Below are 26,303 nucleotides of genomic sequence, written 5' to 3'. Positions count from 1 at the left end.
GAGGCGGATTAGGAGAGAACTTTTTGCTTCCATCCTTTCATCGTTTGGAGCCAATGGAGTGGTAGCAGCCAGCGGGCGATCGTAAACAGGATGAGACGCAAATACACCTGAGCGAAGGGAATGAACGCCAAGCTGCCATAGAAACTGGTGCAGTAATGCCAGTAGGCAGAAGGGTACAGATTGGATTTGGGAGACGTGAGCAACGACCAGCGTTTGGTCATCGGAATTGCACTGGACGCCCAACCTTCTTCGAGTGGATTGAAGGCACACACGGCAGTGGCATCCCCCAAGACTTTCAGGTGATAGCCAGCTTTTTTGGCTTCCCAGGTGTAGACAATATCTGCAAGGCAATGGGGTAAGCGATCGCTGGGTGGATAGCCAATCGTTTCCACAACGGAACGAGGCAGACACACCAGATTTCCGCTCAGGCAATCACAGGCGATCGTCTGACCACGCGGCGTATGGAACAGCTCAACAGACAGCAAGGCTTTCGTTTGACCGCCATAGGTTGGTTGCTCTAACGTCCCTGACGCATAGCACTGAGCCGAAACAATGGTGTTGGGATTGTGGGTACATTCAGCGACGATCATGGCAAGGCATCCCATCGTCGGCAGCGTATCATCGTTGAGCCAGATAAAGGCGGCTGCCCCCTGTTCATAGGCATATTCCATCCCTTTTCTAATCGCTCCCGTCCACCACAACGTGCCATCGCCATTAAGTACCTTCACGGTCGGATAGAGCGATTGGATAGCGGCTGCGGTGCCATCCGTCGAACTATCATCAATGACCACAACGGTGTAGCGCTGGAGATCACCTAAGCGATCGAGTTCGCTTAAGCAGTGCAGCGTCGTGCTTTTCCGGTTGTGCACTGGAATCAGGATATAGATAGAGTGGAGTGCAGCGCTAGTCATGGTTTGGCTTGAGCAATCACGGTTTCATACACTTGGGCAAAGCGTTTGGCTTGAAGCTCCAAATTATATTCTGTTTCAATCAACTGTCGGCACGCGTCGCTCATGTGCAATCGTTGCTCCGCGTCAGTCAGCAATTGGAAGGTTCCTTTCACCAAATCGTCTGTGTTCCGGTAGGCAGCAAGATAGCCTGTTTTGTGAGATTGCAGAATATCGCCAACGCCGCCAACGTCAAAGGCAACACAAGGGGTGCCACATGCCATACTCTCCAAGATCGTGTTCGGAAAATTTTCCACCAGGGCAGGATGTAAGAAAACGTCTGCGGCTGAGTAAGCCATTGCGAGGGCGCGATCGCTGTCAGTGCTTTCCAAACGAACGGTGTGATAGCCGGAACCATCTTGCCACGTTTCTGAGTCCTGCCCCAGCACGACCAGCACTAAAGCCGGGACATTGGCGGCTGCAAGGTTTTGCATCACAGGCAGCACATAGTCGCACCCCTTGCGCACTTCGGTTGTATTCGCAGCCGCAAACAAAACCACATTGGCATCGAGTGGAAGGTTGAGAGCTGCACGGGCATCCACTTTGGGAATGGGGTAAAAGACATCCGTGTTCACTCCGTTGGGAATGCGATGGATTGGCAAATGGGACAGTAAGGGACTCTTCTGTAGCAGGCTTTCCATCCAGCGGTTTGTCACCACGATCGCCAATTGGGAGCGATGATACATCCGCTGTTTCTCACGCCAGAGGAAGGCCGTTGTATCGTGCTTCAAAGGCGGATATGAGTCTAGATGAGGACAGTGCCCACAGCCTGTTTGCCAGCGATCGCACTCATAAGAGTAAGTGCAGTGCCCGGTGAAAGCCCACATATCTGGTAGCCGCCATACCACAGGCTTTTGGCGGCTCAGTTGAGGCAGCATGCGATGGCTGAAGAAATGAGGATGCAGGTTGTAAAGCTGCACCACATCGGCTGACTGAAACCACGGGTGCTGGGCTAATGCGCTGGAGGAAGGGTAATACCAGTTCTCTAGACACAGTTGGCGATCCAGTAGTTTACGGCTCAGCGCATCACCAAACCACAACCAGGACTGGTGCTTTTGAATATCATCCACATCCCGATCGTTCGTGATCTGTTTACGAACCAGCATGTGTGAGTTCCAACCCAGGTGCCGCAAACCAGAGTGGATTTTATAGGCCGATCGCGCTGCGCCGCCGTCATTATCGGCAAAGTTTAGATGAAGGACTGAGTTTCCCATGACTATTACACCAAATCTTGCCAGGAGAAACTAGGAGCTTCAACGGAGGCTTGCTCAATAAATACTACATGCCAAAGTTGGAACATCAGCAATGTCCAGACTTGTCCGGTGTAATCGGCCTTCCCGCTCAAATGAGGTTGTACAAAGCGCGAGTAGATTTCTGGTCGAAGAATGCCCTGTCGCGCGAGGCGATCGGGTGCCAGCAAGCGTTCGACCAGGGGGCGCAATTTGTCCCGCAGCCAAAGGGTATCGGGAATGATGAAGCCGCGCTTACGTGCCGTCAACAGCGGCGCGGGTAGGAGGTCGCTGACAGCCTGTTTCAGCAGGTATTTCAGGTCGTTGGGGTGAGTACGAAGGCTGGTTGGAATGCTGAGTACCCGATCGACCAATTGGGCATCCAGGAACGGTACTCTTGCCTCCAGGGAGTGCGCCATTGAGAAGCGATCGGTCATCAGCAAAAATTCTTCCGGCAACTGAGTTTGAAGGTCTACCAGAGCCGTTCCATTGCGGATTTCGGTGGCCCCACTGGTTTGATAGAGAGTTTGTAGCCAGTCTGCTGTGTCTGTTATGCCGCTCACCTCCGATAAATAGCGACGTTTGGTGGCATCGCTGAAATAGAGGAAGTAAGCATCCATTGGAAAGCGGAATGTTCGGTAATACTCCAACCAACGTTTTTTGCGGTCAGCCCCAAGCAGCAACTCTGGCAGGTGCGACGCCGATCGCTTGATGCGATCGCGCATGCTGTGTAACGGGTGGCCCAATCTGGATAACCGATTCTCGTAATGACACCATTTGCCATAATTACCAAACAACTCGTCTCCACCCGTTCCCGTTAAGCCGACTTTCACATCCCGGCTCATAAACTGGAAGATATACCAGGAGGGCAAACCGCCACCATAGGGTTCATCGAGAGACCAGACCATGCGCACCAGATCTCGCAGCAAGTCATCGGGTGTGAGGAGAAGCTCATAGTGCTGAGTGCCCCATCGTTCGGCCATCTGACGTGCCAGGGGCAGTTCATTCCAGTCTGCTTCTTCAGCCTTTTGGAAGCCGAGGGAGTAAGTAGAGAGTCGTTCATAGCCCGCTTCTGCCAACAAGCCGACGATCGCCGTTGAATCGATGCCACCCGACAGAGAACACCCGATCGGCACATCGCTCAGTGCCCAACGCTTGACGGCTCCCCTGAGTTCATGGCGAATCATCTCGCTCCATTCGGCAATGGAATGCGTTTCGGTAGGGCTGGGGTCAGGTTGCCAGTAGCGCTCAATGGTAAAGTCTTGCGGCTCCAGGCGGTAGCGAAAGGAATGCGCGGGCGGTAGGCGCTGAATGCCCTTGAAAATGGAATCGGCACCGGGAATATAGCGCAGACTGAGGTAATGGTAAAGGCTTTGGAGGTTGAGGTGCCGTTCAACGGTCGGCAACTGCAACAGGGTTTTGAGTTCAGAAGCAAAGGCAAAGTGATTGGCAGTTTGGGTGTAATAAAGCGGCTTGATGCCAAAGCGATCGCGGGCTCCAAAAATCTGCTTGCGCTCTCGGTCATAAATCACAAACGCAAACATGCCATTGAGTTCCGCCAGCATGGCTTCACCGTAGGCTTCGTAGAGGTGCAGCAGGCATTCTGTATCGGAATGGGAGGTTTTGAAGTGGACGCCCTTTGCTTCTAACCGCGATCGCAGTTCGGGCGCATTGTAAATCTCACCGTTAAACACAATCCAAACCGAACCGTCGTGGTTGCTCATGGGTTGATGCCCACCCGACAAGTCCAGAATGCTTAACCGTCGCATTGCCAGCGCTACACCTCCCTGCTGATCACGGTACTCGCCTCCATCATCAGGGCCACGATGGTAGAGGCTCTGGTTCAGTTGACCCAAAAGCTCCGGTGCCCAGTGGCCAATTAGTCCTACAATGCCGCACATAAAGAGAAATTTGTTGGTTTAATAGCTTCTACAAAAAGCGAATCAGGCTTATAAGTAGTGCCATCTGGTTCAGTATCAAGATGCCAGTCAGACCAGTTTGGAATGTAGCTTTCAGTTGCAGTTCTCTGCATGATACTCTCTAAGCCACATTGCCTCAAAAGAAGGGATAAAGAGTAGCGATCGTACATCCAATAATGAACTTCGCCACTTTGACGAAAACGCCCAATCTCTAGAGCACTGAACTCCTGACCTAAAAGCATTTTAAGCAGAAGATCACGACGGTATTTTGGATAGCGGAAGAAGTAATAAAACGGCTTCAATAAAGATCTGAATTGCCCTTTAAAGTTCTTAGGATAAGAATCCAAATCACGCTGCCGTTGCCCCATTTCAATAATCGTCTTTATTTCGCTATTACAGCGTTTAATTACATACTCCACATTTGGAATATTTTCTTGATGAAGATAATAAAGCATCTCTCCGCCTGCTTTATTTCTGGCAGTCTGATCATACATTTCTAATAGTATCCAGTCATAGTTAGCAGCCCCTTCATGACTACCAGAAAGTGCAAGTTCTAGTGCTGCTAAATAGCTGTGAGCAATTTGCTCTAAATCGGGAACTGCGACCCTTAGAATGCCATCAGGACGTAAAACACGACAACATTCTTTGATAAATGCTTTAGCTGCCTGCTTTGAGAAATGTTCTAACAAATGGGAATGGTAGACTACATCAAATGAATTTTCAGGAAAAGGAATGCTCTGACCCAAGTCATGAGCAATAACGTCTTTAGCTGTCGAAGTAAAATCAATATTTGTCCAATCAGAGTGAAATCGACGACCGCAACCAAGATTAAGATATTTCATCAGATTTTCCGGAACTGCACATACAAGCTTTGGCCTGTCAAAAAAAAACTTACTCCAGCATTAAGAATCTTTCTAAATACAGGGAGGGTAAACCGATTAAGAAAGACTTTACCGGTAGGGTGTTTGCTGCGAAGATGGTCACGATAAGCACTCAAATAGCCTTCCGTATGATAAGGAGCTAATGGCTCAATAACAGTTTTTTCCAGTTTGATTGGGAAAAGAGATTCTAATGATTTAAAGGAACCGGCAGACCACAAAGTCATGTGGTGAGGAGGTAAGTCTAATAAGTTGTACTGGTATTTGAGAAAACTGTCTGAATTTGGTACACAACAGATTAACTTCCCTCCTGGCTTTAGCATCTGCAATGACCAATCGATGAAATCTTTGGGGTTTGTTACGTGCTCAAGCACCTGGAAACTACAAACTGCATCTAGTGATTCTTTGTACAAGATTGCTGCTTCCCTCAAATCTAAACGCTCAATAGGAATATTTTGACCTTGAGCAAACAAAGCAGCCGCTTCATTTAACTCAATGCCTCGAATTTCTAGACCTATTTCACGCCCTGATTTAACAAAATATCCCCATGCAGAACCGATTTCGATAACCTTCTGGCAATCTGATAAATCCTTTAGGGCTATTTTATGTTCCCAGCGATCGGGCATGTAATAATGACTAGTTCGCTGTAATTTTTTATATAGTTCACCTGAACCTGCTATATTAGATGGCGTGAAAAACTTTAACTGAGTTTGATTGCATTTGTAGAGATAAATTTCTTTGTTTCCATGCAATTCTTCAGTTATATCGATCTGAAAGTCTCTTGCCCAATCACGAACAAGTTGTTCTGACTGAATTGTTTTCAGTAACGTAACATCATCAGAGCCAGTGAGAGGGCTATAAATTTTCATCTCAAATTACTTATCTATAGAATGCCTTGTCAATCTTGCTGCCAGGGTAAGTCAATCATAACAACCCCTGATTTCTGATGTTGTTGGTATTTTGCCAACTTGGTTCCAGTTTCAATCACTCTAAAATGAATCAGATTTTCATGCGAATCATAGACCTGCACCATTGGCTCATGGGCTCCGATCGTGACTAAATAGGCACCCGGCATTAGAAACATGGCAGGGATTTTGATGTTTGTATCGTGAACACCAATTTCTCTAAAATTAAGGCACTCAGTATTACAGTCTGATTGATGAGTTGTAAAGACTGGTCTGCCGTCATCTGTGTCAATACGAAGCGAAAGTTCCGCATTCTTCAGTGATTGTGCGACTTCATAGGTTAAATGGATATAAAACGGATAACGAACATCAAATTCTGAACTTAATTCACCTTCTTGATTTTTAATTTGAATCGTTCTAAAGAAGATTGCTTTTTTGTCTTGCTCATCTAAACCTGATGGGTGCAGTGTCCTTGAAGCATCATTGGCAACATCAGACAAGAGATAGCTTGAAACAACAGAATTGATGTCACCAGTTTCAGAAATTTGTCCTTGTTTGAGATAAATACCCCGTGTACAAAGTTGGGTGACAATTCCCATATTATGGCTGACAAATAAAACCGTTCGTCCCTGATTTTTTGCCACATCTTCCATCTTGCCCAAACATTTTCTCTGAAACGCGGCATCCCCTACCGCCAGCACTTCATCGACCAGCAAAATATCGGGCTCCAAATGGGCAGCAACGGCAAACGCCAGTCGTACATACATCCCAGAGGAATAGCGTTTGACAGGCGTATCCAAAAACTTTTCGACTTCAGCAAACGCCACAATTTCGTCAAACTTACGCCTGACTTCAGCTTGCTTCATGCCCAACACAACACCGCTCATAAAAATGTTTTCCCGCCCGGTCAGTTCTGGGTGAAAGCCCGTGCCAACTTCTAGCAGAGAGGCAATCCGCCCATACAAAACCGCTTCCCCAGTTGTAGGCTGAACAACCCGCGAGAGAATTTTTAGCAGCGTGCTTTTGCCTGCGCCATTGCGACCAATAATGCCAACCACCTCACCAGGATAGATCTCCAGATTGATATCCTTCAGCGCCCAAAATTCCTCAGTGCGCGTTGGCGCAGCCTTACCGCCAGCGAGGCGTCCCCACGTTCCCTGTATCAAGCCCCGCGCACTCTCAAACAAGTCATCCCGCAACGTGTGATAGCGCTTCTTTTCCCCAGTGCGGATCTGGTAGGCTTTCCCCAGTCCTTTGACTGCAATGATGGGTTCCATACCTGCTTTAGATAACATCTGCAAAGCTACGCTCAATGTGCCGGAAAACCGTGGAGCCAAGCAGGAAAAAGGCGATCGCCACTCCCACCGACAGCCCCAAACCCATCCAGGGGATGCTACCCTGCCCGGTGACTGCAAACCGGGAGAGCTCGATCAACCCAGCCATTGGGTTCAAGTAATAAAACGGGCGGATTGACTCTGGCACAATACTACTGGAGTAAACCACTGGCGACGCATACAGCCAGATTTGAATCAGAAACGGTACCGTGTATTGAAAGTCTCGATACTTCACATTAAGCGCCGCCAGCAGCATCCCCACACCTGCCGACAGCACCATTGTGACCAACATGGCGATCGGCAGCAGCAGCAAACTCCAGGTCGGTCTCAGACCATACAGGTACGTCAGCGGCAGCAACACCACTAACGCGATCGCAAAGTCAATCCAGGCAGAGCCAACCGCCGCAAGAGGAATAATGAGGCGAGGGAAATAAACTTTTGTGATCAGCTTCTCGTCTGCAATGAGGCTAGTGCCCGCCCGTGATAGTCCTTCTGAGAAAAGCGTCCACAATACCAGCGCGGAGTAAACAAAAATTGCGTAGGGCAAGCCATCCGTAGCCAGCTTGGCAAAGTAGCCAAAGATGATGGTAAAAATTGCCATCGCTGCTAATGGTTGTAGCAAAACCCAGACGATACCAATAGCCGTTTGCTTATAGCGAACGCTGACCTGACGCATCGTAAGCATCCAGAGCAAATCTCGGTAGTCCCAAAATTCTTGGATGGCTTCTGCCAACGGCTGCTTGCCAGGGTGAATGATCGTCTTCTTCGACTGCGTTCTCATGGGACAGAGTCACTGGGGGCGAGTGTGAGGGGTAGAGGGGCTATCTCTAAAGTTCCCCCAACACCTCAAAGAGCGATCGCGTATTCACAACTCCTTCATCAAGGTTACGTAACGGTTGCTGAAGCTGAGGCTGATTCGTGAATCACTGTTGCTATAGCAGCGGTGTGGCCCGTGACAAAGAAGAAACGCAAAACACCCCCACAAAAGGCATCTCTCGCAGCAGCAAGGCCTTACAGCGCGTGCGATCGGTGGCTATGATGTGCTTGATGTCCAGGTTCCGTTGAGCGGTGGTAAGAGGCTATGCAAAGGTACCGACGGCTTTTGGCTCGGCTTGTTTTGAGTCTAAGTGTGACTGCACTTTGCCAGACAGTTTTGCTGCCAGCCAAAGCGGGCTCCTCTCCGGTTGCGCCCTCCGCGACTCGCACTCAAGCTACAGACACCCGTCAAGCTCAAGCGGATCAACTGCTAGAGCAAGGCATGCAACAGTATCGCACCGGGCAACCAACCGAAGCGATCGCCACCCTTCAGCAGGCATTGACCCTCTATCAAGCGTTAGCCGATCAGCCCAAGATTGTGAAAACGCTGCGGAATTTAGGCAATGCCTACTACGTGATGACCGCTTACCCTCAGGCAACAGCGTATTACCAGCAAAGCCTCGCACTGGCGCAAAAGGGGCGCGATCGGGCAGGAGAAGCGGCGGCACTGGGCAATTTGGGCGTAATTACCGTCAATTTGGGTGATGCTGCCAAAGCAACGGCCTATTATCAGCAAGCGTTGGCGCTCTATCGGGAGGTTAAAGATCGTCAGGGCGAAGGGCAAACGATCGGCAACCTGGCTGAGATTGCTTACAATAAAGGCGATTATCCTGGCGCGATCGCTGCGTATGAACAAACCATTGCGATCGCGCGTGAGCTGAACGATCGCCAGCTAGAGGCAAATAGTCTCGGCAGCTTAGGCGTGATCTACTACAGCCTGAGCAATCAAACGAAATCGATCGCCTATTCGCAGCAGCAATTGACGATCGCGCGTAGCCTAAACGATCGTCTGGGTGAGGCAGCCGCACTTAATAATCTGGGTAATAACTACTACGCGCTGGGCAACTATGGTCAGGCGATCGCTTCTTTGGATCAAAGGTTGACGATCTCGCGACAGATTCAGGATCGTCTAGGCGAGGCGCAATCGCTGGGCAACCGCAGCAACATTTACTATGACCTGGGCGATTATGCCAGGGCGATCGAAGATGCCTTTAAGGGATTAGCGATCGCTAGAGCCATTCAGAATCCATCGGTTGAAGCCTCTTTCCTGACCAAGTTAGGCAATCTTTATTACGTCTTACAAGCGTTTCCAAACGCGATCGAGTATCACGAGAAGCGTTTGACCACAGCGCGAGCGACCAACGATGCCAACAGTGCCGAGATTTCGCTCACCAACCTGGGCAATGTGTATCGCTCAATGGGTCAGTACGCCAAGGCGATCGACTATCACCAGCAGGCCTTAGTGCTGGCCCGTCAAACCAACGACAAAGCGGGGGAAAGCACGATTTTGGCAAACCTGGGTGTGGAATATGACGAGCAGGGGCAGTTTGGTCAGGCGATCGCGGCTTATCGGCAAGCGTTGGCGATCGCTCGTGCCATCCAAGACCCGGCAACCGAAGGCCTGGTGCTCAACAATTTAGGGAATACGCTCTTTCAGACAAAGCAGTTTGCAGACGCAGAAACAACCTTGCTGGCAGGGCTAAAGACCTGGGAATCGCTGCGGGCAAACCTGGGTAACAACGATCGCAATCAGATTTCGCTGTTCGATCAGCAAGCGCGTACCTATCGCCTTTTGCAACGCGTGCTGGTGGCGCAGAAAAAAACCGATACTGCCTTGGAAATTGCGGAACGGGGTCGAGCACGAGCCTTTGTGCAACTGTTGGCACGACGCTTGTCCGGCGCGGACAGCCGCTCAACGGCCTCCTCAGCCACAGTTCAGCCGCCGACGCTGGCTCAGATCAAGCAAATTGCTCAAGCCCAAAACTCAACGCTGGTGCAATATTCCATCCTCTACGAAGACAGTTTGGCGGATGGGAAAGTGAAGCCCCGTGAGGTAGAGCTTTACATCTGGGTGATCGCACCGAGTGGCAATATTACTTTCCGCCAAGTTGACCTCAGGCCTTTGGACAAAGCAGGCGCTTCACTAGAAACCCTGGTGGCGATCGATCGGGAACGTATCGGTGTCAGAAGTCGCGGTTTGGACTTAGGTCTGAGGGCAAGTGCCGCTACGCGGGCAACCAAACAAAGCCAATCACAGCAGCTCTACAACCTGCTCATTGAACCGATCGCTGATGTGTTACCCAACGATCCCAACGCCCGTGTCACTTTTATCCCACAGCGATCGCTTTTTCTGGTGCCCTTCGCTGCCTTGCAAGATCCCTCTGGTAAGTATCTCATTGAGCGTCACACCATCCTGACTGCACCATCGATTCAGGTATTGGCCTTAACGCATCAACAGAGAGTGAGAGGAGAGGGGAGAGGTGTGAGGAGTGAGGGGAGAAAACGAGCGCGTGCGTTAGTTGTTGGCAATCCGACGATGCCGTTTCTCTCGGCTCAAAATGGTGAGCGAGCAGAACAGTTAGCGAGTTTACCGGGGGCAGCATTAGAGGCAACGGCGATCGCGCCTTTATTAGGGACGCAAGCCATTACCGGCGATCGGGCAACCAAAGTGGCGATCGTCCGGCAGATGCCCCAGAATCGCATCATTCATCTGGCGACACATGGGCTACTGGAGGATTTCAAGGGCTTGGGCATACCGGGCGCGATCGCGCTAGCGCCTTCTGGCAAAGATAATGGACTGCTCACTGCCGACGAAATTCTGGATCTGAACCTAAACGCGTCACTGGTCGTCCTTAGTGCTTGTGATACGGGACGAGGACGGTTGACGGGCGATGGCGTCATCGGTCTGTCGCGATCGTTTATTGCGGCGGGTGTTCCTAGCCTGATTGTGTCTCTCTGGGCCGTGCCCGACGCCTCGACCGCGTTTCTCATGCGGGCGTTTTACCAAAACCTCAACCGATCGCCCGACAAAGCGCAAGCACTCCGACAAGCCATGTTGGCTACGCTGAAGCAATACCCGAATCCCAGAGATTGGGCTGCGTTTACACTGGTCGGGGAAGCAGAATAGGATGATAGCTGTTAGTGAGTGATAGGTGATCGGCGACTAAAAAGCATTGAACAAAGGCTAAGTTGGCGGAGCTAGTAAGGGCTTTGCGAGCAAATTGTCTTCCAGCGTAGCAGCATGGCACTGCTATGCCGCTAACAGACAGAATTCGTGGTTGACTGGTACTTTGTTTCTGCGCCTGTTCCTACGTCCATCGGTTGAAACTTAATCTGATTTCTTAAAGCTCTGTTCGTATGAAATTTTCTCTCTTCTTTGTGCTGCTCATGGCTGGGGGGCAAGTGCTGCTGGGCAGCCTTTTGCCATTGAACGCTCACGGGCTATCTTCTACCAATCCACTTGAAATGGCGTTAGGAGCAGTAGCGATCGATCGGGTTTCTCTGTCGCCAAAACCACCCTCCAACGATCGCGTCCGGCTTGAAACCAAAACGGTGACGTTGATCCGTGGCAAAAAGGGGCAGGAGTATCCAAATTACAAAGAAGCCACTATCAAATATCCGCAGGTGACGGGTCTGGCCGATCAGGCACTGTTGCAAAATATCCAGTCAGCGGTCAGCCTCAAAAGCGTTTTTGGGCAGTCCCTGGAAGAATTGCGCACAGAGTTTCTAGAAAGCTGGTGGCTGAGCGAAATTGATTATGCGGTGAACTACAACCAGAACTCCTTACTGGATGTGACCTTTACGATTAGCGGCGTGGGCGCCTATCCCAGTACCTATGAAAAACATCGGCTGGTGAGTTTGAAAACAGGCAAGGTGCTGAGAGCGACGGATGTCTTTAAGATGCAAGCGTTTGGCACGATCGCGGTGATGGTCAACAAAGCCATGCAGGCTGAAATGAAGGAGGCGATCGCAAACGGCGACAAGGAGGGAGCCGATCTTCGCGATCAGCTTAGCAAGCAACGCTTTCAAATCAGAAATCTGAATAGTTTCTCGATTAGCGATCAAGGAATCACGTTTCGCTACGATTTTGACTTCCCCCACGTGATGAAAGCGCTGGAGCCAGCGGGCAGATACTTTTTCAGCTACCAGCAACTCAAACCTTACATCAAGCCAGATGGGGCGCTTGGCTTTGTCTTGTCCTCAGCAGGCACTAAAGGCTAGAGAAACCCTATGCTCGATCAACTGTAGGGCACTTTTTGTCGAGTTTCACCGTCCGTTAGCTTGATGCCCCTTTAGCGGCTACGACGGTCTTCAAAGCGGGCTCATCAAGAGGTGTTACGAACAAGGGTAGCGGGCCACAATTGCCGGTCTAGCTTTGCTCCACTGACGGACGAGGCGACTGCGAACGCTGTTTGCCCTTGACCTTATTTGCCTCTACTCTGAAAAACAGGACTTTAGGTTCTAGAATCTAGAATCCAGATCGTTAAAGCTGATCGGTGCCATGAGTGATCTGACTCACCAATCCTGATACAGTCTGTGTAGCGTGAAGATCAACGAACGTTTACTAATCTCTGCCAATTGAGTAATCCGACTATGTTTCCTAGATCCTTTGTTAAACGCGCCGTCTCTGGGCTGGCGATCGCAGGCCTCCTGGTTGCAGGGCTTCCACTGCTGAGTGCTGCCCAGGGGTTACCTGGACTAACCATTTTTGGTGGTGTTAAAGGTGAAGACAACCTGAACTACCGCCTAGATTTTGGCGGCAGAGCTGGAGTGAGCGGTGAGCGCTACCGTTTGAGAATTCCTGCCAAAAAAATGAAGCTGGCAGTGGCTCAGTTTTCCATCGCCTATCCCGATTACTTCAAAGGCCAATTCGACACGAAGGATGTCGAAGTAATCGTGAAGAACAAATCAGTGCCGCTTCAAGAAGTGAATTGGAACAAGGAAAACAACTTCATCGAGATTTTCCCGACTGATCCCGTCCCGGCAGGCAGCAGCGTCGAAATTCAGCTTGCTAACGTGCGCAATCCCAATTCGGGCGTGTACTATTTCAACTGCCAGGTGCTATCGCCTGGCGATACACCACTCCTCCGCTACATCGGTACCTGGGTTATTTCTATCGACAACAACTAGCCTGAGCACTGCTTCACCTGTTGCTGGCGATCGTGGGCTCATCAAAGGATACGAATGAATGTGCTTTGATGAGCCTGAGGAATGGTATAGTTAGAAGCTGTGGCTTTTTAGAGCCTCTAATGGGGAACTGCGGGAGACGCGAACAATGACAAAACGAACTTTAGGCGGCACCAGTCGCAAACGCAAAAGAACCTCTGGGTTTCGTGCTCGCATGAGGACTGCAACCGGTCGCCGGGTAATTCAAGCACGCAGAACCAAAGGACGCTTCCGTCTGGCCGTCGCTTAGGTCGGCTTTGTAGCACTGTAGAGGACGTGGCACTATCCAAAGCGAACCGTCTCAGGTCCAGACAGGACTTTAATGCTGTTTATCGTAAAGGCAGGCGACGAAAGTCTAACTTCTTGACGATAATCGTGCTGCGGAAAGCAGCTATCGGCGACGCCAAGCAGAGCAACGACGGGACGGAAGCATTAGCTGCCGTTAAGGTAGTCCCGCACACACGGGTAGGGATCTCTATTAGCCAGAAGGTGAGTAAACGCGCTGTTGTCCGCAATCGTATTAAGCGGTGGCTTAAGGTAGCAGTGCGTTCGTTGCTGCCCGGGTTTCCAACCGGTTGGGACATTGTGGTAATCGTTCACCCAGAGGCAACACAGTGCGATTATCGACAATTTCTGCAAGAATTAGAGCAGTTACTGGTAAACGCTGAGGTATGCGATGGGCATTAGCGAAGACATTTACTATGAAGGTGGCCCCCATGTGGGCGACCTGATCGTAAATTTACTATTAGGCTTTACGGTGATTTGCTTACCGTTGACGGTCGGTGCAGTTGTCAGAGCATTCTGGCTACGCTATCGCATTACGAGTCGGCGTATTTCAGTTATCGGCGGCTGGATGGGGCGCGATCGTGCAGACATTATCTATTCCGAAATTGTTAAAGTCGTCACGGTTCCCCGTGGTTTGGGTCTTTGGGGTGATATGGTCATTACACTCAAAGACGGTAGCCGCTTAGAGTTACGATCACTTCCCAATTTCCGCGCTACCTACGACTACATTAACGATAAGCGCACCCCTAGAGCGCAATCTGCTAGCGGTGCGCTAGGTGGGCAGGGCTAGGAAGGCAGTTGCAGAAAAAAAGCAGTTGCGATCGCTTCCGTTGGTGTATTACCCCTACTTGCCGATCGTTCATTGCGTACCTGTATGCTGAACGAATGTAGGTTGGGTGAAACTAACTCTATAAGATTGACTACATTTAGATTTAAACTGCTAGATTCAAACTGCACAACGTACGAGAGGCGACATTCGGCGCATGGACTTCGGTATTGGGTTTATTTCCAACAATATAATGCTGCCGATCCTGGATTTTTTCTACGGGATCGTGCCGAGCTATGGATTAGCAATTGTCGCTTTGACGTTGGTCATTCGCTTTGCACTCTACCCCTTGAGTGCAGGTTCGATTCGCAGTATGCGCCGTATGAAGGTTGTGCAGCCTGTGATGCAAAAGCGGCAGCAGGAGATTCGCGATCGCTACAAGGATGATCCTGCCAAGCAACAAGAAGAAATGGGCAAGGTCATGAAGGAGTTCGGTAATCCCTTAGCCGGATGCCTGCCCCTTCTGTTCCAGATGCCTATTCTGTTTGCGTTATTTGCAACCCTACGGGGATCGCCATTCTCAGATGTACCGTACTCAATTAATCTGCAGATCTTGCCGAAAGAGCAGTTAGAGCAGATTCAACCCCAGGCATTCACGACGCCACCACAAAATATCTACGTTTCGGAAGGCGTCCATGCGCCCGTTACAGCACTGCTTCCAGGCGGCAGTAAACTGGCGGTCGGTGAAAAGACAAAAATTGATTTTCAAACGGTTGAGGGCAAGTCGTTACAAACTCTTCTGGACGAATACCCTGAGACGAAGCTGGCTCCACGTTTTGAGGTGGCGAGTGGTGCAGAGCGCGTCAAGCTAAACGATGATGGGACGATCGAAGCGTTGCAGCCCGGTGATGTCACGCTCAAAAGTATCCTCCCCGGTCTTGCAGCCGACAAAGGGTTTTTGTTTATCGATAAGCTGGGGCGGGTTGGTGCGATCGATCCTGATGGCGTCATTCATTGGGATATCGTTGGCATGATCGTCTTCTTCGGTCTCAGCCTCTATGTCAACCAATTGCTTTCGGGGCAGGGTAAAAGCGCTAACGCCAACCCTCAGCAAGAAACCATCAATAAGATTACGCCAGTCCTGTTTTCAGGCATGTTCTTCTGGTTCCCCTTGCCGGCTGGGGTACTGATGTACATGACGATCGCCAACGTCTTCCAAACGGCTCAAACCTTCGTGCTATCGCGAGAAGCATTACCGGAAGAGATCCAGAAGCTTGTAGAGGCGGAAGAAAAGGCAAACGAAAGCAAGGCTACTGTGCTGCCATTTGAACCGGGGAAGACAAAGAAAGAGCCTGATGCTAAGGCGACGCCTAAGAAAGGCACGGAAGCCAAAGTCAAAACGTCGAGGGTGAAGGCAAAGGAGTCGAAAGTAAAAGAGTCTAAGCCTATAGACGTTAAGGCTGAAGTCGTTGCGGAGAAGCCTGCTCCTACAACTGCTACTGATCACTCAAAACATAACTCTGACCATAAGAGCACTGTTGAAGTGGCAGACAGTGTAGATTCTGTACCGTCTCCTGAACTAGAGCGTTCAGAAAAAGAAGCCTGAGGTAGCGTATGGATGTCAACCAAATGCAGCGTGGACAGCAGTGGCTGGAAGAGTTGCTGCGTTTGTCTGGTTTACCCGCAGTAGTCACAGCTGAGCTAAATTCAAGCTTTGCTGAAGAGAGTTACTGGCTCACGATCGATGAAGCAGCATTGAGCCCTGACCAAATTGAACTGATTACAGGCCCCGGTGGTTCTGTCCTGGATTCGATTCAATATTTGACCAACGCGATTCTGAATCTGAGTCAAGAGCGTGATCAGCAGAAAGCTTTTACAGTGGAGTTGGCAGGTTATCGACTACGCCGCTACGCTGAACTTAAAGATATTGCCGATCAGGCAGCAGCAGCAGTGCGAAAGACGGGCACAGAGTTTGAGCTTAAGTCACTCTCGTCTGCCGAGCGTCGTCAGGTGCATACGATGTTGAAGGAATATGGTGATCTAGAAACCTTTAGTCGTGGTCAGGAGCCCGATCGTCGTCTGGTCATCCGTCCTTTACAAGGTTGATCGGTATAAGCCTGCGCGCTTGTGTGGGTTCAGTCAGTGAGAGCATTGATGCATGGGTGCTTGTAGTCAAAGCAACTTGACTAACTCAGGAGCACCTCATTGGTTAGAGGAGAAGCCAACCGATGGACAAAATCCACATTCCGCAGTTGACCAGGGCACCCCAACAAACTGAGGTCATCAGCTTCAACGAATTAGTGCCTGGACTTGAAACCCTTACCCCTGTGCAAGGACAGATAAAAGTCACTCATCAGGGTAGTTATCTCGACGTGTCAGCCAAAGCAGAGACGATCGTGACCCTCATGTGCCATCGGTGCTTGCAACAATATAATTACCGTCTATCGATCGCACCCTCTGAACTCATCTGGCTTGATGAAACGACTGATGCGATCGAACCCGTACTATTAGACCGAGATATCGCTCCCGAAGATCTGATTGAAACATTGTCGCCGAAGGGGGACTTTGACCCCACTACCTGGCTTTACGAGCAATTGTGTTTGGAAATTCCTCAGCGACAGTTGTGTGATCAAGCCTGTAAGGGCATTGAGCTAACCACCATCGATACGCCTACCCCAACGGTCGATCGTCGCTGGGCGTCCCTGGAAACCTTTAAGGATCAGCTTCGCCATTAGATCCTCAACCGACGATCATCAACAAAGAGTCCACGCGCTATCAATTTGCCCTCTTGAGTGAGTCTGCCATGAGCTTCAGCGATGAGTTTGAGTTGTTGCTACGGGCACGGTACACGCTCATTTACATTCCGACCCGTGAAGAAGAGCGTATTGAAGCCGCGATCGCCCAATCTGCCAAACACCAGGGTAATCGCGCTGTGTATATTTGGGATTTTGTTGATGGCTATCAAGGGAACCCTAACGATGCTGGTTTTGGCAAGCGCAATCCGTTACAAGCATTAGAATTTGTCGAGAAACTTCCAGCCGCAGCCGCAGCCATCTTTATCCTGCGTGACTTTCAGCGGTTTCTGGAGGATGTTGCCATTTCACGTAAGTTGCGCAATCTAGCGCGTCTGCTGAAGGCACAGCCTAAGAACATTGTGATCTTGTCCTCGCAAATCACTATCCCTGATGAGCTGAGTGAAGCGCTCACCATTCTGGAATTTCCGCTGCCTGCCGCTGCCGAAATTCGGCTTGAGGTGGAGCGGTTGCTCGCCGCCACAGGTCGATTGCTGGAGAATCGTGTGTTGGATGAGTTGGTGCGTTCCTGCCAGGGCTTGTCTATGGAGCGGATTCGTCGCGTACTGGCGCGAGCGATCGCCACTCATGGCGAACTTCTACCCGAAGACGTAGACCTGATTCTAGAAGAAAAGCGGCAGACTATCCGCCAAACCCAAATTCTCGATTTTTATCCTACCACTGCGAACATTTCTGATATTGGTGGCCTGGATAACCTAAAAGACTGGCTGTTGCGGCGCGGTGGTGCCTTTTCAGAACGTGCACGGCAGTATGGGTTACCCCACCCTAGAGGCCTGTTACTGGTTGGCATTCAAGGTACGGGTAAGTCGCTTACAGCCAAGGCGATCGCGCATCACTGGCACTTACCGCTACTGCGCTTGGATGTGGGACGGTTATTTGCTGGTCTGGTGGGTGAATCTGAGTCTCGCACTCGCCAGATGATTCAACTCGCTGAAGCGTTGGCTCCCTGCATTTTGTGGATTGACGAGATTGACAAAGCGTTTTCTGGCGCTGATGGTCGAGGGGATGCGGGTACGACCAGTCGCGTCTTTGGTACGTTTATTACCTGGCTTGCCGAAAAGACAACCCCTGTTTTTGTGGTTGCCACTGCTAACAACATTCAATCCTTGCCCGCAGAAATGCTCCGCAAAGGCCGGTTCGACGAAATCTTCTTTGTTGGCTTGCCCAGTCAGGAAGAACGGCAGGAAATCTTTTCCGTCCACCTATCGCGGCTGCGCCCACAAAACTTGAAACAGTACGATTTGGAGCGCCTGGCCTATGAAACCCCTGATTTCTCTGGAGCCGAAATTGAACAGACGTTAATCGAGGCAATGCATCTTGGGTTTAGTCAAACCCGGGACTTTACGACCGATGATATTTTAGAGGCAGCTAGCCAGACAGTGCCGCTCGCTCACACGGCTCAAGAACAAATTCAGTTTCTACAGGAATGGGCGGCGGCAGGTAAAGCACGCCTCGCTTCGAAACACAGTAGCTTGAGTAACCGAATTCAGCGACAGATGCACCAACCGGATTGAGAGACGATACAATGCTGCCAGCGCTAGAGGTCTGAAAGCGATGAGTTGGGCAGATTTAGTCAAAGTATTGAGTGGGGTTTTTCTGGCGATCGCGCTGATGGTCGGTGGGTGTTTCTTCGCTGCACAGTACGTCATCGCTCAGTTCACGGCTCCACCTCCAAGACCGACCTTCCCAAACGACAATGCGACGGCTAAACCAAAAGCTCAGCCCAAACCTTCAGTCACCCCAGTGGCTACGCAAGCTTCGCCTCAACCTAGCGTGAGCCCAAAGCCCTCACCGAAGCCGAGCGAAACGGTTGGCTTCCGCGCACGCATTACGCTATCGCAGGGTTTAAATTTGCGTGAAAGCCCCAGTCGGGACGCTGCCCGCATCGGTGGTGTTGCAAGCAATGCCCGCATTACGGTGCTGGAAGAAAGTCCCGATCGAGAATGGCAGCGCGTTAGATTGGAGGGTGGTCGAGAAGGATGGGTTAAAGCTGGCTATACCGAACGAGTGAACCAGTAAGGTACTGGCACAATTCGTAGGGTGCTGTACAGCCTTCGGCCTTCAAGAACAGTGATAATGGGCACCAGAACAAGCGCCAGTCATTAGCGCTCGATACATAACTAAAACTGATAACTAAATTTCTCGCCTCTACAAGCTATAAGCCTTGTATGACGGCGTTAGGCGCTTAAAAATTGATATTCTAAGGGTTCAGCATATCGGATATCTAGGTGTGACTGCCTTTCTCTGGGGCACGTTTAGATCTAGACCGTTTAAAGCTAATGTCGAGTGGAAGTCAGAGAGATGTATGTTATTCAAGTAAACGATCAAGATTGGCTAGTCGGTATTTGGCGAGGTTGGTTGACATTATCGCTTAGCCCTTCGGCGGCTCTGGTGTATCGATCGCTAGCGGCGGCTGAAAATGCGATCAGTTACTATAACGAAGTGGCTCCGGGAAGAGACTATGCGGTGAAACCTGCATGTGTAGCGATCGAGCCACTTCCACAACGATAAAGGACAGAAGCCATCAGAGGAAACAGTCTAGGTAACAGTCGTAGCGTTATCGATTCGAGACCTTTAAACTTGCTGCCGCCAAATTTTCACTGTAGCATCCCAACTCCCGCTGACAATGACCTTTCCAGGTGTTGTGTTAACGTCGGTCTGAGCAAGCGAACTCATTGCCACTGACCAGACCCAGTTTGTGTGACCCGCTAGAGAGTCCAGCAGAACTCCAGTAGCCAAAGACCAAAGCTTAATGGTGGTATCTTGACTGCCACTAACTAACGTGGTGCCATCTGGGTCGATCGCTAAAGCGTTAACCGCACCTTTGTGATCAGAAAGTACCTGCTTGAGTTTTCCAGTTGGCAAATCCCACAAGCGAATGGTGCTGTCGTCGCTGGCACTAGCGAGTGTGCGCCCATCAGGACTAATGGTGATCGCGTTGACAGCATCCTGATGACCTTCTAGCAGGTGAACTAAGGTGCCTGCGCTGGTGTCCCATAGACGTATGGTTTTGTCGCGACTACCGCTTGCGATCATCTTGCCATCGGGGCTAAAGGCGACGGCAATGACCCAGTGCGTGTGTCCCACAAGGACTTGTTTCACGTCTCCGGTTGGCAGTTGCCATAGTCGGATCGTTTTGTCTTGACTACCACTGGCAAGCAGGTGCCCATCGGGACTAAAGCATACCGCACGAGCCCAATCAGAATGACCATCAAGCGTTTGCAGACGTTCGCCTGTCTCCCAATGCCACAGCACGAGGCGTCGATCGTTATTACAATTCGCGAGGGTTTGCCCATCCGCACTAACCGCGATCGCCCGCACCCATCCTGCATTGGCTGATAGCGTCCGCAGTAAAGCGCCCGTTGCTAAATCCCAGATTTTGATGGTGCGATCGCCACTACCGCTGGCAATGCTTGTTGCATCAGGATGAATAACGACCGATCGTACCCAGCTTGAATGATCCGTCAACGTCTGCGTACAAACCCAGCTTGCAGCTGCTTGCAGCCCAGACAATTGAGTCACGGGGGCCGTTGTTTCAAGTGCCACCGGAGAGGTTGTTGAGGGGCTGGGCGATCGTGCTAACTCTGCGCTGTGAGCAGGCTGAGCAGTTTGCGTCGGCAAACGGTAGCCGTCTGTCGAGAGATGGAGTGCGTCCATTACTACTGGTGAATTGAGGTCGCGCAACACATCGGCTGCTAATTGATAGCGCCGTTTTACCGCACCTTGCAGCATTTTATTCAGAATCTTGCCCAACGCCCCACTCACTGGATGCTTGAGGTATCGCTGCCATTGCCAGTTGCCTTCCTCCGTATCAAACAAGTCTGCCGGTGGTACCTGAGTCAGCAGATAGATACAGGTCACGCCTAAACTATAAAGGTCGCTGGCAAAAATGGCCTTCCCGATCGCCTGCTCTGGTGCGGCAAACACAGGACTACCAATACTCGTTCCAGTTTGCGAGACATCAGAGCCTGTCATCGTTTTAGCCGCACCAAAATCAACCAGCACAAACTGCTGCGTTGCAGCACGACGAATAATGTTCTGCGGTTTGATATCCCGGTGAATGACTTGATGGCTATGAATAAACGCGATCACGGGCAGTAGATCGTTCAACAGCTGCCAAACCTGCTCTTCGGTAAAGGCGCCCCTTCTAGCGGTTTCCTGCAGGAGATTGGGGCCGTCAATAAACTCTTGTACCAAGTATTGATACTCTGCCTGCTCAAAATGCGCCAAAAGCTGCGGAATTTGAGGATGTTCGCCTAAGGCTTCTAACTGCACCGCTTCACGCCGAAACAAGGCCCGCGCGTGTTCAGGGTCGTAAAAACTACGGTTCTGCGGAAAAAATTGTTTGATGACGCACGACGGTTGTGATGGTTTGTACTCATCTACGGCTAAAAATGTTCTGCCGAAACCACCCCTTCCAATCGGTTGTAACGCTCGGTAACGATCGCCCAGCAGCAGTTTAAATCCACAGGTCGAGCAGAACTTGGCCGTATCAGGGTTCTGGGGTGCACGACAGTAAGGGTTAAGACAGTAGCTCATACTGAGGAGCAAAAAAGCGTTTATGTCTATCGTAGATGCTGGTAAGCTTTCCTACTCACCGGAACGCTTTATAGAATTGTCAAAGGAGGCTGGTTAGATGCAATCGTCAGTGACTATTGATCGATTTAGCGTGCCGCGATCGCGAACAGCCAGGAAATTGCACACATTTTGAGATCTGGCTGTTTTGTACCCAGACTGCATCAAAAAATAGACTAATTAAAAAAGGCAGACCAGTAGCCTGCCCTTACAAAACCTTTTGATGTCGTTTTGCTCAATGCAATTATCTAAAACCGACGGCTGCCTGCCAAACAAACGCCAGCAGCAGGAAGAAGACTGGAATCACTGGTAAAACGTCCACCAGTGGATCGAAAATGGCATAAGCTTCGGGCAATTTTGCTAAGAGCAAGGCTGCTTCCATGTTATAAATGACCTCTTCAGCAAGAACTTCAGAATTTCTCCTGATTTTACCATGCTATGAGTCTTGCATCAGAGTCAAGCTTAAAGGAGTGTTGAGAAAAATTAAACGACGATCAAATGGCGATCGTACAGCGGTCTATAGAAGTGAGTTTGCTCTCAAGCAGCAGTAGAGCGATCGCGGAGCGCCACACACCTACGACTGGCTAACTTTGCAGCGAACGTCGTTTAGAAGGTGTTTGAACAATCCTCGCTCATGGCGTCACCTGCCCGTGATTGAAAATCACGGTCTCACTGGGCAAAGTCGACTAAAAGAACTAAAAGCTTGATCGAGCAAGCGTTTAATCTGTGATCGTCTAATGTCTTCTAGTCACCGACTAATAGGTGCTTGCCGACAGCCAATGTCCAAACTCGGCTGTAAAACTGCCGTTGAAAATTGCGCGACGAATGGCTTGGGTGAACTGCACCAGCTCAGTAATGTTATGAATCGAAAGCAGCGTGTACGCGAGTAACTCTTGCGATCGCAACAAATGACTGAGGTAAGCACGACTGAAGTTTTGGCAGGTGTAACAAGCACAGGATGCATCTAAAGCCGTAAAGTCTTCGCGAAATTTAGCGTTACGCAGATTCCAGCGATCGCCCTGCACCAGAGCATTGCCATGCCGCGCCAACCGTGTTGGGATCACGCAATCAAACAGATCGACGCCAGCCGCGATCGCCTGCACCATTTCTCGATAGGTGCCAACGCCCATCAAGTAGCGGGGCTTGTCTGGTGGCAGCAGTGGCGTTGTGGCCTGCACAATGGCCTCGATCAGCTCAGCGGGTTCCCCTACGCTCACGCCTCCGATCGCGTAGCCTGGCAAATCAAGTTGTGCCAGTTGTGCCGCTGCATTGTGTCGCAGCTCAGGGTACACGCCACCCTGAACGATACCGAAAAGCGCCTGATCAGAGCGTTGATGTTCTGCCAGGCAGCGTTTTAGCCAACGATAGGTGCGCTCTGTAGAATCCATCACATTATCGTAACTGGCTGGATAGGGCGGACATTCGTCAAACGCCATGATGACATCCGCTCCCAGAGCATTTTGGATGGCGATCGAGCGCTCCGGTGTCAGGTGAATCATCTGCCCATCACGGGGAGATCGAAACGTCACCCCCTCTTCGGCGATCGTTCGCATTTCGCTCAGGCTAAACACCTGAAAACCGCCCGAATCCGTCAAGATTGGGCCATCCCACGCCATGAAGCGATGTAGTCCGCCTGCTCGTGCCACAATATCTTCTCCAGGTTGGAGATGGAGATGATAGGTATTTGCTAAAACGAGCTGTGCCCCAGTCGCCCGCAACTGTTCAGGTGTCACTGTTTTGACATTTGCCAGTGTACCAACGGGCATAAAGCGGGGTGTTTCCACTAGCCCATGCGGCGTTGCAAAGATTCCTGCCCGTGCCTTAGTTTTGCAGCACAAAGCTTGGCACGTAAACGAAAAGCCAGTAGTCAAGAGTTCGTGAATGTGAAAGGATCGCTAGAAGTATGAAAAAAGACGCGTTATCAGAAACCCTCAAACAAAAGTAAGGTCAGCAGCCGGTTGTGTCAACGAGCGAAGAGCTGCAATCACGGGCTCCACTCGTCTAATAACTGCTGTTTGCAAAAGCTGCTAGAAAGAAAAGTGCTCTTCATCATCAATTTGAACATCCCAATTGGCTGACAGCACCTCTGCAACCACCGCTTCTAAGGCGGCTACGTTGAGGCGGTGATGATTTTGCTCAATCATTGGGTTAGAAAGCGGAATGAGGCGGAGTTGACGACCATCTTGGATGAGGTTGAACCAGGGCTCTTGTTCAACTGATTTACCGAGCTCCAAATAGTCAAAGCTATGGACATTCAGATAGAGTGCATGATTCGCAATCAGAGTAGACCGTTGCGGATCGGCGAAAACTTCCAGTACATGGCCCTCGCCTTCGCTGGTGAGTGTGCCATCCTGCGTATGAATATAACGGACGCGGCTCAGGTCTGCCAGCAGCCGCAGCATGTCCTGCTTATTAACAATGGTTCCGGTGTCAACAATGCAGGGAGCAGGCAACTGTTCACTGCGAAAAAACTGATCGTGACTCATAAAGAGAACGCCTCTGGTCTAGGTGAGCCGATGGCTCAGATAGCGAATGTGTAACAGCGGGATAACAAATTTGAAAAATTTCAGCGCTGGAGGCTGAGTAGAACGGTGAAAAATTAGAATGCAGCGATCAATCCTGCCTAGTGGAGGAGAGGATGAAGCACCGAGAGCGGTATAGAGTAATGTTAAAAAACCTCTATGAATAAGGTCTTCGGGGCAAGAACGATTGACTCAAAGGCAGATTCTGCGGGGGCTAGCGTACGCTGAGAAAGCATGGTTCAGTAGTGTATGAAACAATTCTATCCTAAGTTTTTCAGCTCGCTCCTGATGAAATGTACTGAATTGGCGAAGCGCTCTCCCTCATTGCGGAACGCAAAGGTAGGACGAATCTTTTAATTATGTCTATAAACCACGATTGAGCGCGTCAGCCAGACCACGGAAACATCAAGATTTCATAACACAAGCACTGATCTAGAACACTGATCTAGCAGTTCACAAGCAGCTTGTAAGCACTTTCTTCATGAGCTTTAAGCTGTACCCACTCATCTCAATCAAGCTGGGAGTAATGGTAAAGCAACTTTCGACGTTTCTTGGAGCGATCGCCTTCTATACCTGCCTTCCCGTGCCCCAGTACTGGCTACTCACCTTTAGCGGTATTGCCCGATGGGCACCGCTTGTGGGCTTGATGATCGGCAGCCTATTGGGACTGCTTGACCGCGGTCTGTCTATTTTGACCATGCCCATGCTAGCCCGTAGCGCGATCGTCGTAGCTGTTTGGGTTGCCCTTACAGGAGGGTTGCATTTAGATGGCGCAATGGATACTGCCGATGGGCTAGCCGTTCTCGACCCAAAGCGTCGTCTCCAGGTGATGGCAGACAGCCGCACGGGTGCCTTTGGAGCAATGGCAGCAGTCATCATCCTGTTGCTCAAAGTTGCAGCATTTGCTGATATAACCTCTCACCGCTGGCTTGTGCTGATGCTAGTAGCGGGTTGGGGGCGTTGGGGCCAAGTGGTCGCGATCGTTCGTTATCCCTACCTCAAGCCCGAAGGAAAGGGTGCCTTTCACAAAGCGGGACTGCGATCCCCGTGGGAGGCCGCACCCACCCTGGTGCTGTTGCTGGCATGCAGTGGGTTGCAAGGATGGCTCAGTCCAACACCCTGGTTTACAGTCGGTTTAACGAGCTTGAGCGGCGTCGCGATCGCGCTGTTCACTGGAGCCTGGTTCAACCAACAACTGGGTGGACATACAGGCGATACCTATGGCGCTGTTGTCGAATGGACAGAAGCGTTGTTGTTGTGTTTGATGACGATCATTGTTTAAGAAATCCTGGGTGCTTTCTGAGAAAAAAGGTACCGCTTGGTAGAAGGCAGGTTTTGCCTCCAGCCGATCGCTTTGGTGTCAAATCTACCTCTACGGGTCTTTTGTTTGCTAGAAATCTCCTAAGATCTCGATGAAGACGAGCTTTTCATCATCGGAATAGTGCAAGATCACTTGTCAATCGTTTTCGCCTAGGCGATCGGCTCATCGGATAGTTCGACCAGCAGCGCATCGACCTCTTTGCCATAGCGAATCTTTTTCCATAGCGGCTCTGCCCTATTCCCGCCTCCCTCCAAGCTACGTTAATCTGTTACTAGCTAAGGAGTTTCACGTCATGACTACAAAATTTATTCTCAGTGATTATGTCGATCGGGGAATGGCTCAAGCGGCTTATGACAAGCTAGAAGATCTGACGTTTGCTGGTCGTATTCCAGCCTGTAAAGGTGTGATCGCGTTTGGTGAGACGCTGAGAGCCTGTGAAGATGAGCTGCGATCGACCTTAGAAGATTGGATTGTGGTTGGTCTGAAATTGGGGCACCCGTTGCCAATATTGGATGGCATTTGAAGCTCAGAAACCGGTTTTTTTGAGACGCACATCGCAAGGCTCTAAGTTGCAGTCAGAAACCCGGTTTCTCTTAACGTTGCCATCTACTGTCGCTTGTCTTCTTTAGAACCTGTTTGAAAAGTTTGAGGACAGCTTACCCAGCGTGAGTTTCAGGCTTTAAGCGTCGCACCATGAGATGTACCATAGCGGCATAAAGCATCACTTCGCTAGTCGTTGCCAAAAATTCATAGTCTTTGCTTAAGCGACGGTAATGACCAAACCAAGCATAAGTCCGCTCCACCACCCATCGTTTCGGAATCACCGT

General features: G+C 50.5%; 26 protein-coding genes. 14 read left to right on the top strand and 12 right to left on the bottom strand.

What is annotated here, in order from left to right; translation table 11 throughout:
• Positions 1-8: 8 nt before the first annotated feature.
• The 7 genes from C7B82_RS21020 to C7B82_RS20990 are packed head-to-tail and all read right to left on the bottom strand — an operon-like array spanning position 9 to position 7,993.
• Positions 9-911 (bottom strand): glycosyltransferase family 2 protein, encoded by a 903-nt coding sequence (locus C7B82_RS21020; protein ID WP_106258320.1) that lies wholly within the window; start codon positions 909-911, stop codon positions 9-11.
• Positions 908-2,161 carry a glycosyltransferase family 4 protein gene (locus C7B82_RS21015; RefSeq protein ID WP_106258318.1) on the bottom strand — a complete coding sequence of 418 codons (1,254 nt, stop codon included), beginning with the start codon at positions 2,159-2,161 and terminating at the stop codon, positions 908-910. The genes C7B82_RS21020 and C7B82_RS21015 overlap by 4 nt, the downstream gene beginning before the upstream one ends.
• A gap of 5 nt (positions 2,162-2,166) precedes the next feature.
• Entirely contained in the window at positions 2,167-4,077 is a 1,911-nt protein-coding gene (gene asnB / locus C7B82_RS21010; RefSeq protein WP_106258317.1) for an asparagine synthase (glutamine-hydrolyzing), read from the bottom strand.
• Positions 4,062-4,937, bottom strand: coding sequence for a class I SAM-dependent methyltransferase (locus tag C7B82_RS21005; RefSeq protein ID WP_106258315.1), 876 nt, complete (start codon positions 4,935-4,937; stop codon positions 4,062-4,064). The genes asnB and C7B82_RS21005 overlap by 16 nt, the downstream gene beginning before the upstream one ends.
• Entirely contained in the window at positions 4,937-5,842 is a 906-nt protein-coding gene (locus C7B82_RS21000) for a class I SAM-dependent methyltransferase (RefSeq protein WP_106258314.1), read from the bottom strand. The genes C7B82_RS21005 and C7B82_RS21000 overlap by 1 nt, the downstream gene beginning before the upstream one ends.
• A 29-nt stretch (positions 5,843-5,871) precedes the next feature.
• The gene (locus tag C7B82_RS20995; protein ID WP_245940023.1) at positions 5,872-7,173 is read right to left on the bottom strand and encodes an ABC transporter ATP-binding protein; all 1,302 of its coding nucleotides are present in this window, start codon (positions 7,171-7,173) and stop codon (positions 5,872-5,874) included.
• Complete coding sequence (locus C7B82_RS20990; protein WP_106258312.1) at positions 7,163-7,993, bottom strand: ABC transporter permease; 831 nt, start codon at positions 7,991-7,993, stop codon at positions 7,163-7,165. The genes C7B82_RS20995 and C7B82_RS20990 overlap by 11 nt, the downstream gene beginning before the upstream one ends.
• 348 nt (positions 7,994-8,341) lie before the next feature.
• On the opposite strand from C7B82_RS20990, the gene C7B82_RS20985 reads away from it, so the two are divergent.
• The 12 genes from C7B82_RS20985 to C7B82_RS20930 all read left to right on the top strand — a co-directional run bounded on the left by C7B82_RS20985 (position 8,342) and on the right by C7B82_RS20930 (position 19,569).
• Entirely contained in the window at positions 8,342-11,155 is a 2,814-nt protein-coding gene (locus tag C7B82_RS20985) for a CHAT domain-containing tetratricopeptide repeat protein (RefSeq protein ID WP_181357595.1), read from the top strand.
• 230 nt (positions 11,156-11,385) lie between these two features.
• On the top strand, positions 11,386-12,249 hold the full coding sequence (locus C7B82_RS20980) for a polysaccharide deacetylase family protein (RefSeq protein WP_106258308.1): 864 nt from the start codon (positions 11,386-11,388) through the stop codon (positions 12,247-12,249).
• 372 nt (positions 12,250-12,621) lie between these two features.
• A complete protein-coding gene (locus C7B82_RS20975; protein ID WP_106258307.1) occupies positions 12,622-13,158 on the top strand; it encodes a DUF2808 domain-containing protein in 537 nt (178 codons plus the stop codon).
• A gap of 145 nt (positions 13,159-13,303) precedes the next feature.
• The gene (gene rpmH / locus C7B82_RS20970) at positions 13,304-13,444 is read left to right on the top strand and encodes a 50S ribosomal protein L34 (protein WP_106258305.1); all 141 of its coding nucleotides are present in this window, start codon (positions 13,304-13,306) and stop codon (positions 13,442-13,444) included.
• A 26-nt stretch (positions 13,445-13,470) separates the two neighbouring features.
• Entirely contained in the window at positions 13,471-13,881 is a 411-nt protein-coding gene (gene rnpA, locus C7B82_RS20965; protein WP_106258304.1) for a ribonuclease P protein component, read from the top strand.
• Positions 13,871-14,269 (top strand): PH domain-containing protein, encoded by a 399-nt coding sequence (locus tag C7B82_RS20960; RefSeq protein WP_106258302.1) that lies wholly within the window; start codon positions 13,871-13,873, stop codon positions 14,267-14,269. Before rnpA ends, C7B82_RS20960 begins: the two co-directional genes overlap by 11 nt.
• Before the next feature lie 193 nt (positions 14,270-14,462).
• A complete protein-coding gene (gene yidC, locus C7B82_RS20955) occupies positions 14,463-15,851 on the top strand; it encodes a membrane protein insertase YidC (protein WP_106258301.1) in 1,389 nt (462 codons plus the stop codon).
• Positions 15,852-15,859: 8 nt separating this feature from the next.
• Positions 15,860-16,351: a Jag family protein gene (locus tag C7B82_RS20950; protein WP_106258299.1), complete on the top strand. Its 492-nt coding sequence runs from the start codon at positions 15,860-15,862 to the stop codon at positions 16,349-16,351.
• Positions 16,352-16,473: 122 nt separating this feature from the next.
• Complete coding sequence (locus C7B82_RS20945) at positions 16,474-16,980, top strand: YceD family protein (protein WP_106258298.1); 507 nt, start codon at positions 16,474-16,476, stop codon at positions 16,978-16,980.
• Positions 16,981-17,048: 68 nt separating this feature from the next.
• Positions 17,049-18,572, top strand: a complete 1,524-nt coding sequence (locus tag C7B82_RS20940; RefSeq protein WP_106258296.1) for an AAA family ATPase — start codon at positions 17,049-17,051, stop codon at positions 18,570-18,572.
• Positions 18,573-18,612: 40 nt separating this feature from the next.
• Complete coding sequence (locus tag C7B82_RS20935) at positions 18,613-19,077, top strand: SH3 domain-containing protein (RefSeq protein WP_106258295.1); 465 nt, start codon at positions 18,613-18,615, stop codon at positions 19,075-19,077.
• A gap of 282 nt (positions 19,078-19,359) precedes the next feature.
• Entirely contained in the window at positions 19,360-19,569 is a 210-nt protein-coding gene (locus tag C7B82_RS20930) for a hypothetical protein (protein WP_106258293.1), read from the top strand.
• Between the two features lie 63 nt (positions 19,570-19,632).
• Here the strand turns inward: C7B82_RS20930 and C7B82_RS20925 are convergent, their stop codons facing one another.
• The 4 genes from C7B82_RS20925 to C7B82_RS20910 all read right to left on the bottom strand — a co-directional run bounded on the left by C7B82_RS20925 (position 19,633) and on the right by C7B82_RS20910 (position 24,119).
• Complete coding sequence (locus tag C7B82_RS20925; RefSeq protein ID WP_106258291.1) at positions 19,633-21,597, bottom strand: protein kinase domain-containing protein; 1,965 nt, start codon at positions 21,595-21,597, stop codon at positions 19,633-19,635.
• A 280-nt stretch (positions 21,598-21,877) separates the two neighbouring features.
• Positions 21,878-22,015: a photosystem II reaction center protein K gene (locus C7B82_RS20920; RefSeq protein ID WP_036531950.1), complete on the bottom strand. Its 138-nt coding sequence runs from the start codon at positions 22,013-22,015 to the stop codon at positions 21,878-21,880.
• A 373-nt stretch (positions 22,016-22,388) separates the two neighbouring features.
• Entirely contained in the window at positions 22,389-23,471 is a 1,083-nt protein-coding gene (gene tgt / locus C7B82_RS20915; protein WP_339375296.1) for a tRNA guanosine(34) transglycosylase Tgt, read from the bottom strand.
• A 189-nt stretch (positions 23,472-23,660) separates the two neighbouring features.
• Positions 23,661-24,119 (bottom strand): hypothetical protein, encoded by a 459-nt coding sequence (locus tag C7B82_RS20910; RefSeq protein ID WP_106258287.1) that lies wholly within the window; start codon positions 24,117-24,119, stop codon positions 23,661-23,663.
• 562 nt (positions 24,120-24,681) lie between these two features.
• Between C7B82_RS20910 and cobS the strand changes: the two genes are divergently transcribed.
• Positions 24,682-25,437, top strand: a complete 756-nt coding sequence (gene cobS, locus C7B82_RS20905; protein WP_106258285.1) for an adenosylcobinamide-GDP ribazoletransferase — start codon at positions 24,682-24,684, stop codon at positions 25,435-25,437.
• Positions 25,438-25,768: 331 nt separating this feature from the next.
• Positions 25,769-25,999, top strand: coding sequence for a type II toxin-antitoxin system HicB family antitoxin (locus C7B82_RS20895; RefSeq protein WP_106258284.1), 231 nt, complete (start codon positions 25,769-25,771; stop codon positions 25,997-25,999).
• 133 nt (positions 26,000-26,132) lie between these two features.
• Here C7B82_RS20895 and C7B82_RS20890 read toward each other — a convergent pair.
• The coding region (locus C7B82_RS20890) for a transposase (RefSeq protein WP_146141230.1) at positions 26,133-26,303 on the bottom strand (171 nt) is incomplete at its 5' end.

This window comes from Stenomitos frigidus ULC18, from assembly GCF_003003795.1.
Taxonomy (GTDB): domain Bacteria; phylum Cyanobacteriota; class Cyanobacteriia; order Leptolyngbyales; family Leptolyngbyaceae; genus Stenomitos; species Stenomitos frigidus_A.
Note: the sequence above shows the minus strand (reverse complement) of the source record. Positions and strands in the feature narration are given on the sequence as shown.

Bases quoted from the DNA above. Each gene is read 5' to 3' on its own strand.
- C7B82_RS21020 (WP_106258320.1), bottom strand. From the start codon at position 911: ATGACTAGCGCTGCACTCCACTCTATCTATATCCTGATTCCAGTGCAC.
- C7B82_RS21015 (WP_106258318.1), bottom strand. From the start codon at position 2,161: ATGGGAAACTCAGTCCTTCATCTAAACTTTGCCGATAATGACGGCGGC.
- asnB (WP_106258317.1), bottom strand. From the start codon at position 4,077: ATGTGCGGCATTGTAGGACTAATTGGCCACTGGGCACCGGAGCTTTTG.
- C7B82_RS21005 (WP_106258315.1), bottom strand. From the start codon at position 4,937: ATGAAATATCTTAATCTTGGTTGCGGTCGTCGATTTCACTCTGATTGG.
- C7B82_RS21000 (WP_106258314.1), bottom strand. From the start codon at position 5,842: ATGAAAATTTATAGCCCTCTCACTGGCTCTGATGATGTTACGTTACTG.
- C7B82_RS20995 (WP_245940023.1), bottom strand. From the start codon at position 7,173: ATGTTATCTAAAGCAGGTATGGAACCCATCATTGCAGTCAAAGGACTG.
- C7B82_RS20990 (WP_106258312.1), bottom strand. From the start codon at position 7,993: ATGAGAACGCAGTCGAAGAAGACGATCATTCACCCTGGCAAGCAGCCG.
- C7B82_RS20980 (WP_106258308.1), top strand. From the start codon at position 11,386: ATGAAATTTTCTCTCTTCTTTGTGCTGCTCATGGCTGGGGGGCAAGTG.
- C7B82_RS20975 (WP_106258307.1), top strand. From the start codon at position 12,622: ATGTTTCCTAGATCCTTTGTTAAACGCGCCGTCTCTGGGCTGGCGATC.
- rpmH (WP_106258305.1), top strand. From the start codon at position 13,304: ATGACAAAACGAACTTTAGGCGGCACCAGTCGCAAACGCAAAAGAACC.
- C7B82_RS20960 (WP_106258302.1), top strand. From the start codon at position 13,871: ATGGGCATTAGCGAAGACATTTACTATGAAGGTGGCCCCCATGTGGGC.
- yidC (WP_106258301.1), top strand. From the start codon at position 14,463: ATGGACTTCGGTATTGGGTTTATTTCCAACAATATAATGCTGCCGATC.
- C7B82_RS20950 (WP_106258299.1), top strand. From the start codon at position 15,860: ATGGATGTCAACCAAATGCAGCGTGGACAGCAGTGGCTGGAAGAGTTG.
- C7B82_RS20945 (WP_106258298.1), top strand. From the start codon at position 16,474: ATGGACAAAATCCACATTCCGCAGTTGACCAGGGCACCCCAACAAACT.
- C7B82_RS20940 (WP_106258296.1), top strand. From the start codon at position 17,049: ATGAGCTTCAGCGATGAGTTTGAGTTGTTGCTACGGGCACGGTACACG.
- C7B82_RS20935 (WP_106258295.1), top strand. From the start codon at position 18,613: ATGAGTTGGGCAGATTTAGTCAAAGTATTGAGTGGGGTTTTTCTGGCG.
- C7B82_RS20930 (WP_106258293.1), top strand. From the start codon at position 19,360: ATGTATGTTATTCAAGTAAACGATCAAGATTGGCTAGTCGGTATTTGG.
- C7B82_RS20925 (WP_106258291.1), bottom strand. From the start codon at position 21,597: ATGAGCTACTGTCTTAACCCTTACTGTCGTGCACCCCAGAACCCTGAT.
- C7B82_RS20920 (WP_036531950.1), bottom strand. From the start codon at position 22,015: ATGGAAGCAGCCTTGCTCTTAGCAAAATTGCCCGAAGCTTATGCCATT.
- C7B82_RS20910 (WP_106258287.1), bottom strand. From the start codon at position 24,119: ATGAGTCACGATCAGTTTTTTCGCAGTGAACAGTTGCCTGCTCCCTGC.
- cobS (WP_106258285.1), top strand. From the start codon at position 24,682: ATGGTAAAGCAACTTTCGACGTTTCTTGGAGCGATCGCCTTCTATACC.
- C7B82_RS20895 (WP_106258284.1), top strand. From the start codon at position 25,769: ATGACTACAAAATTTATTCTCAGTGATTATGTCGATCGGGGAATGGCT.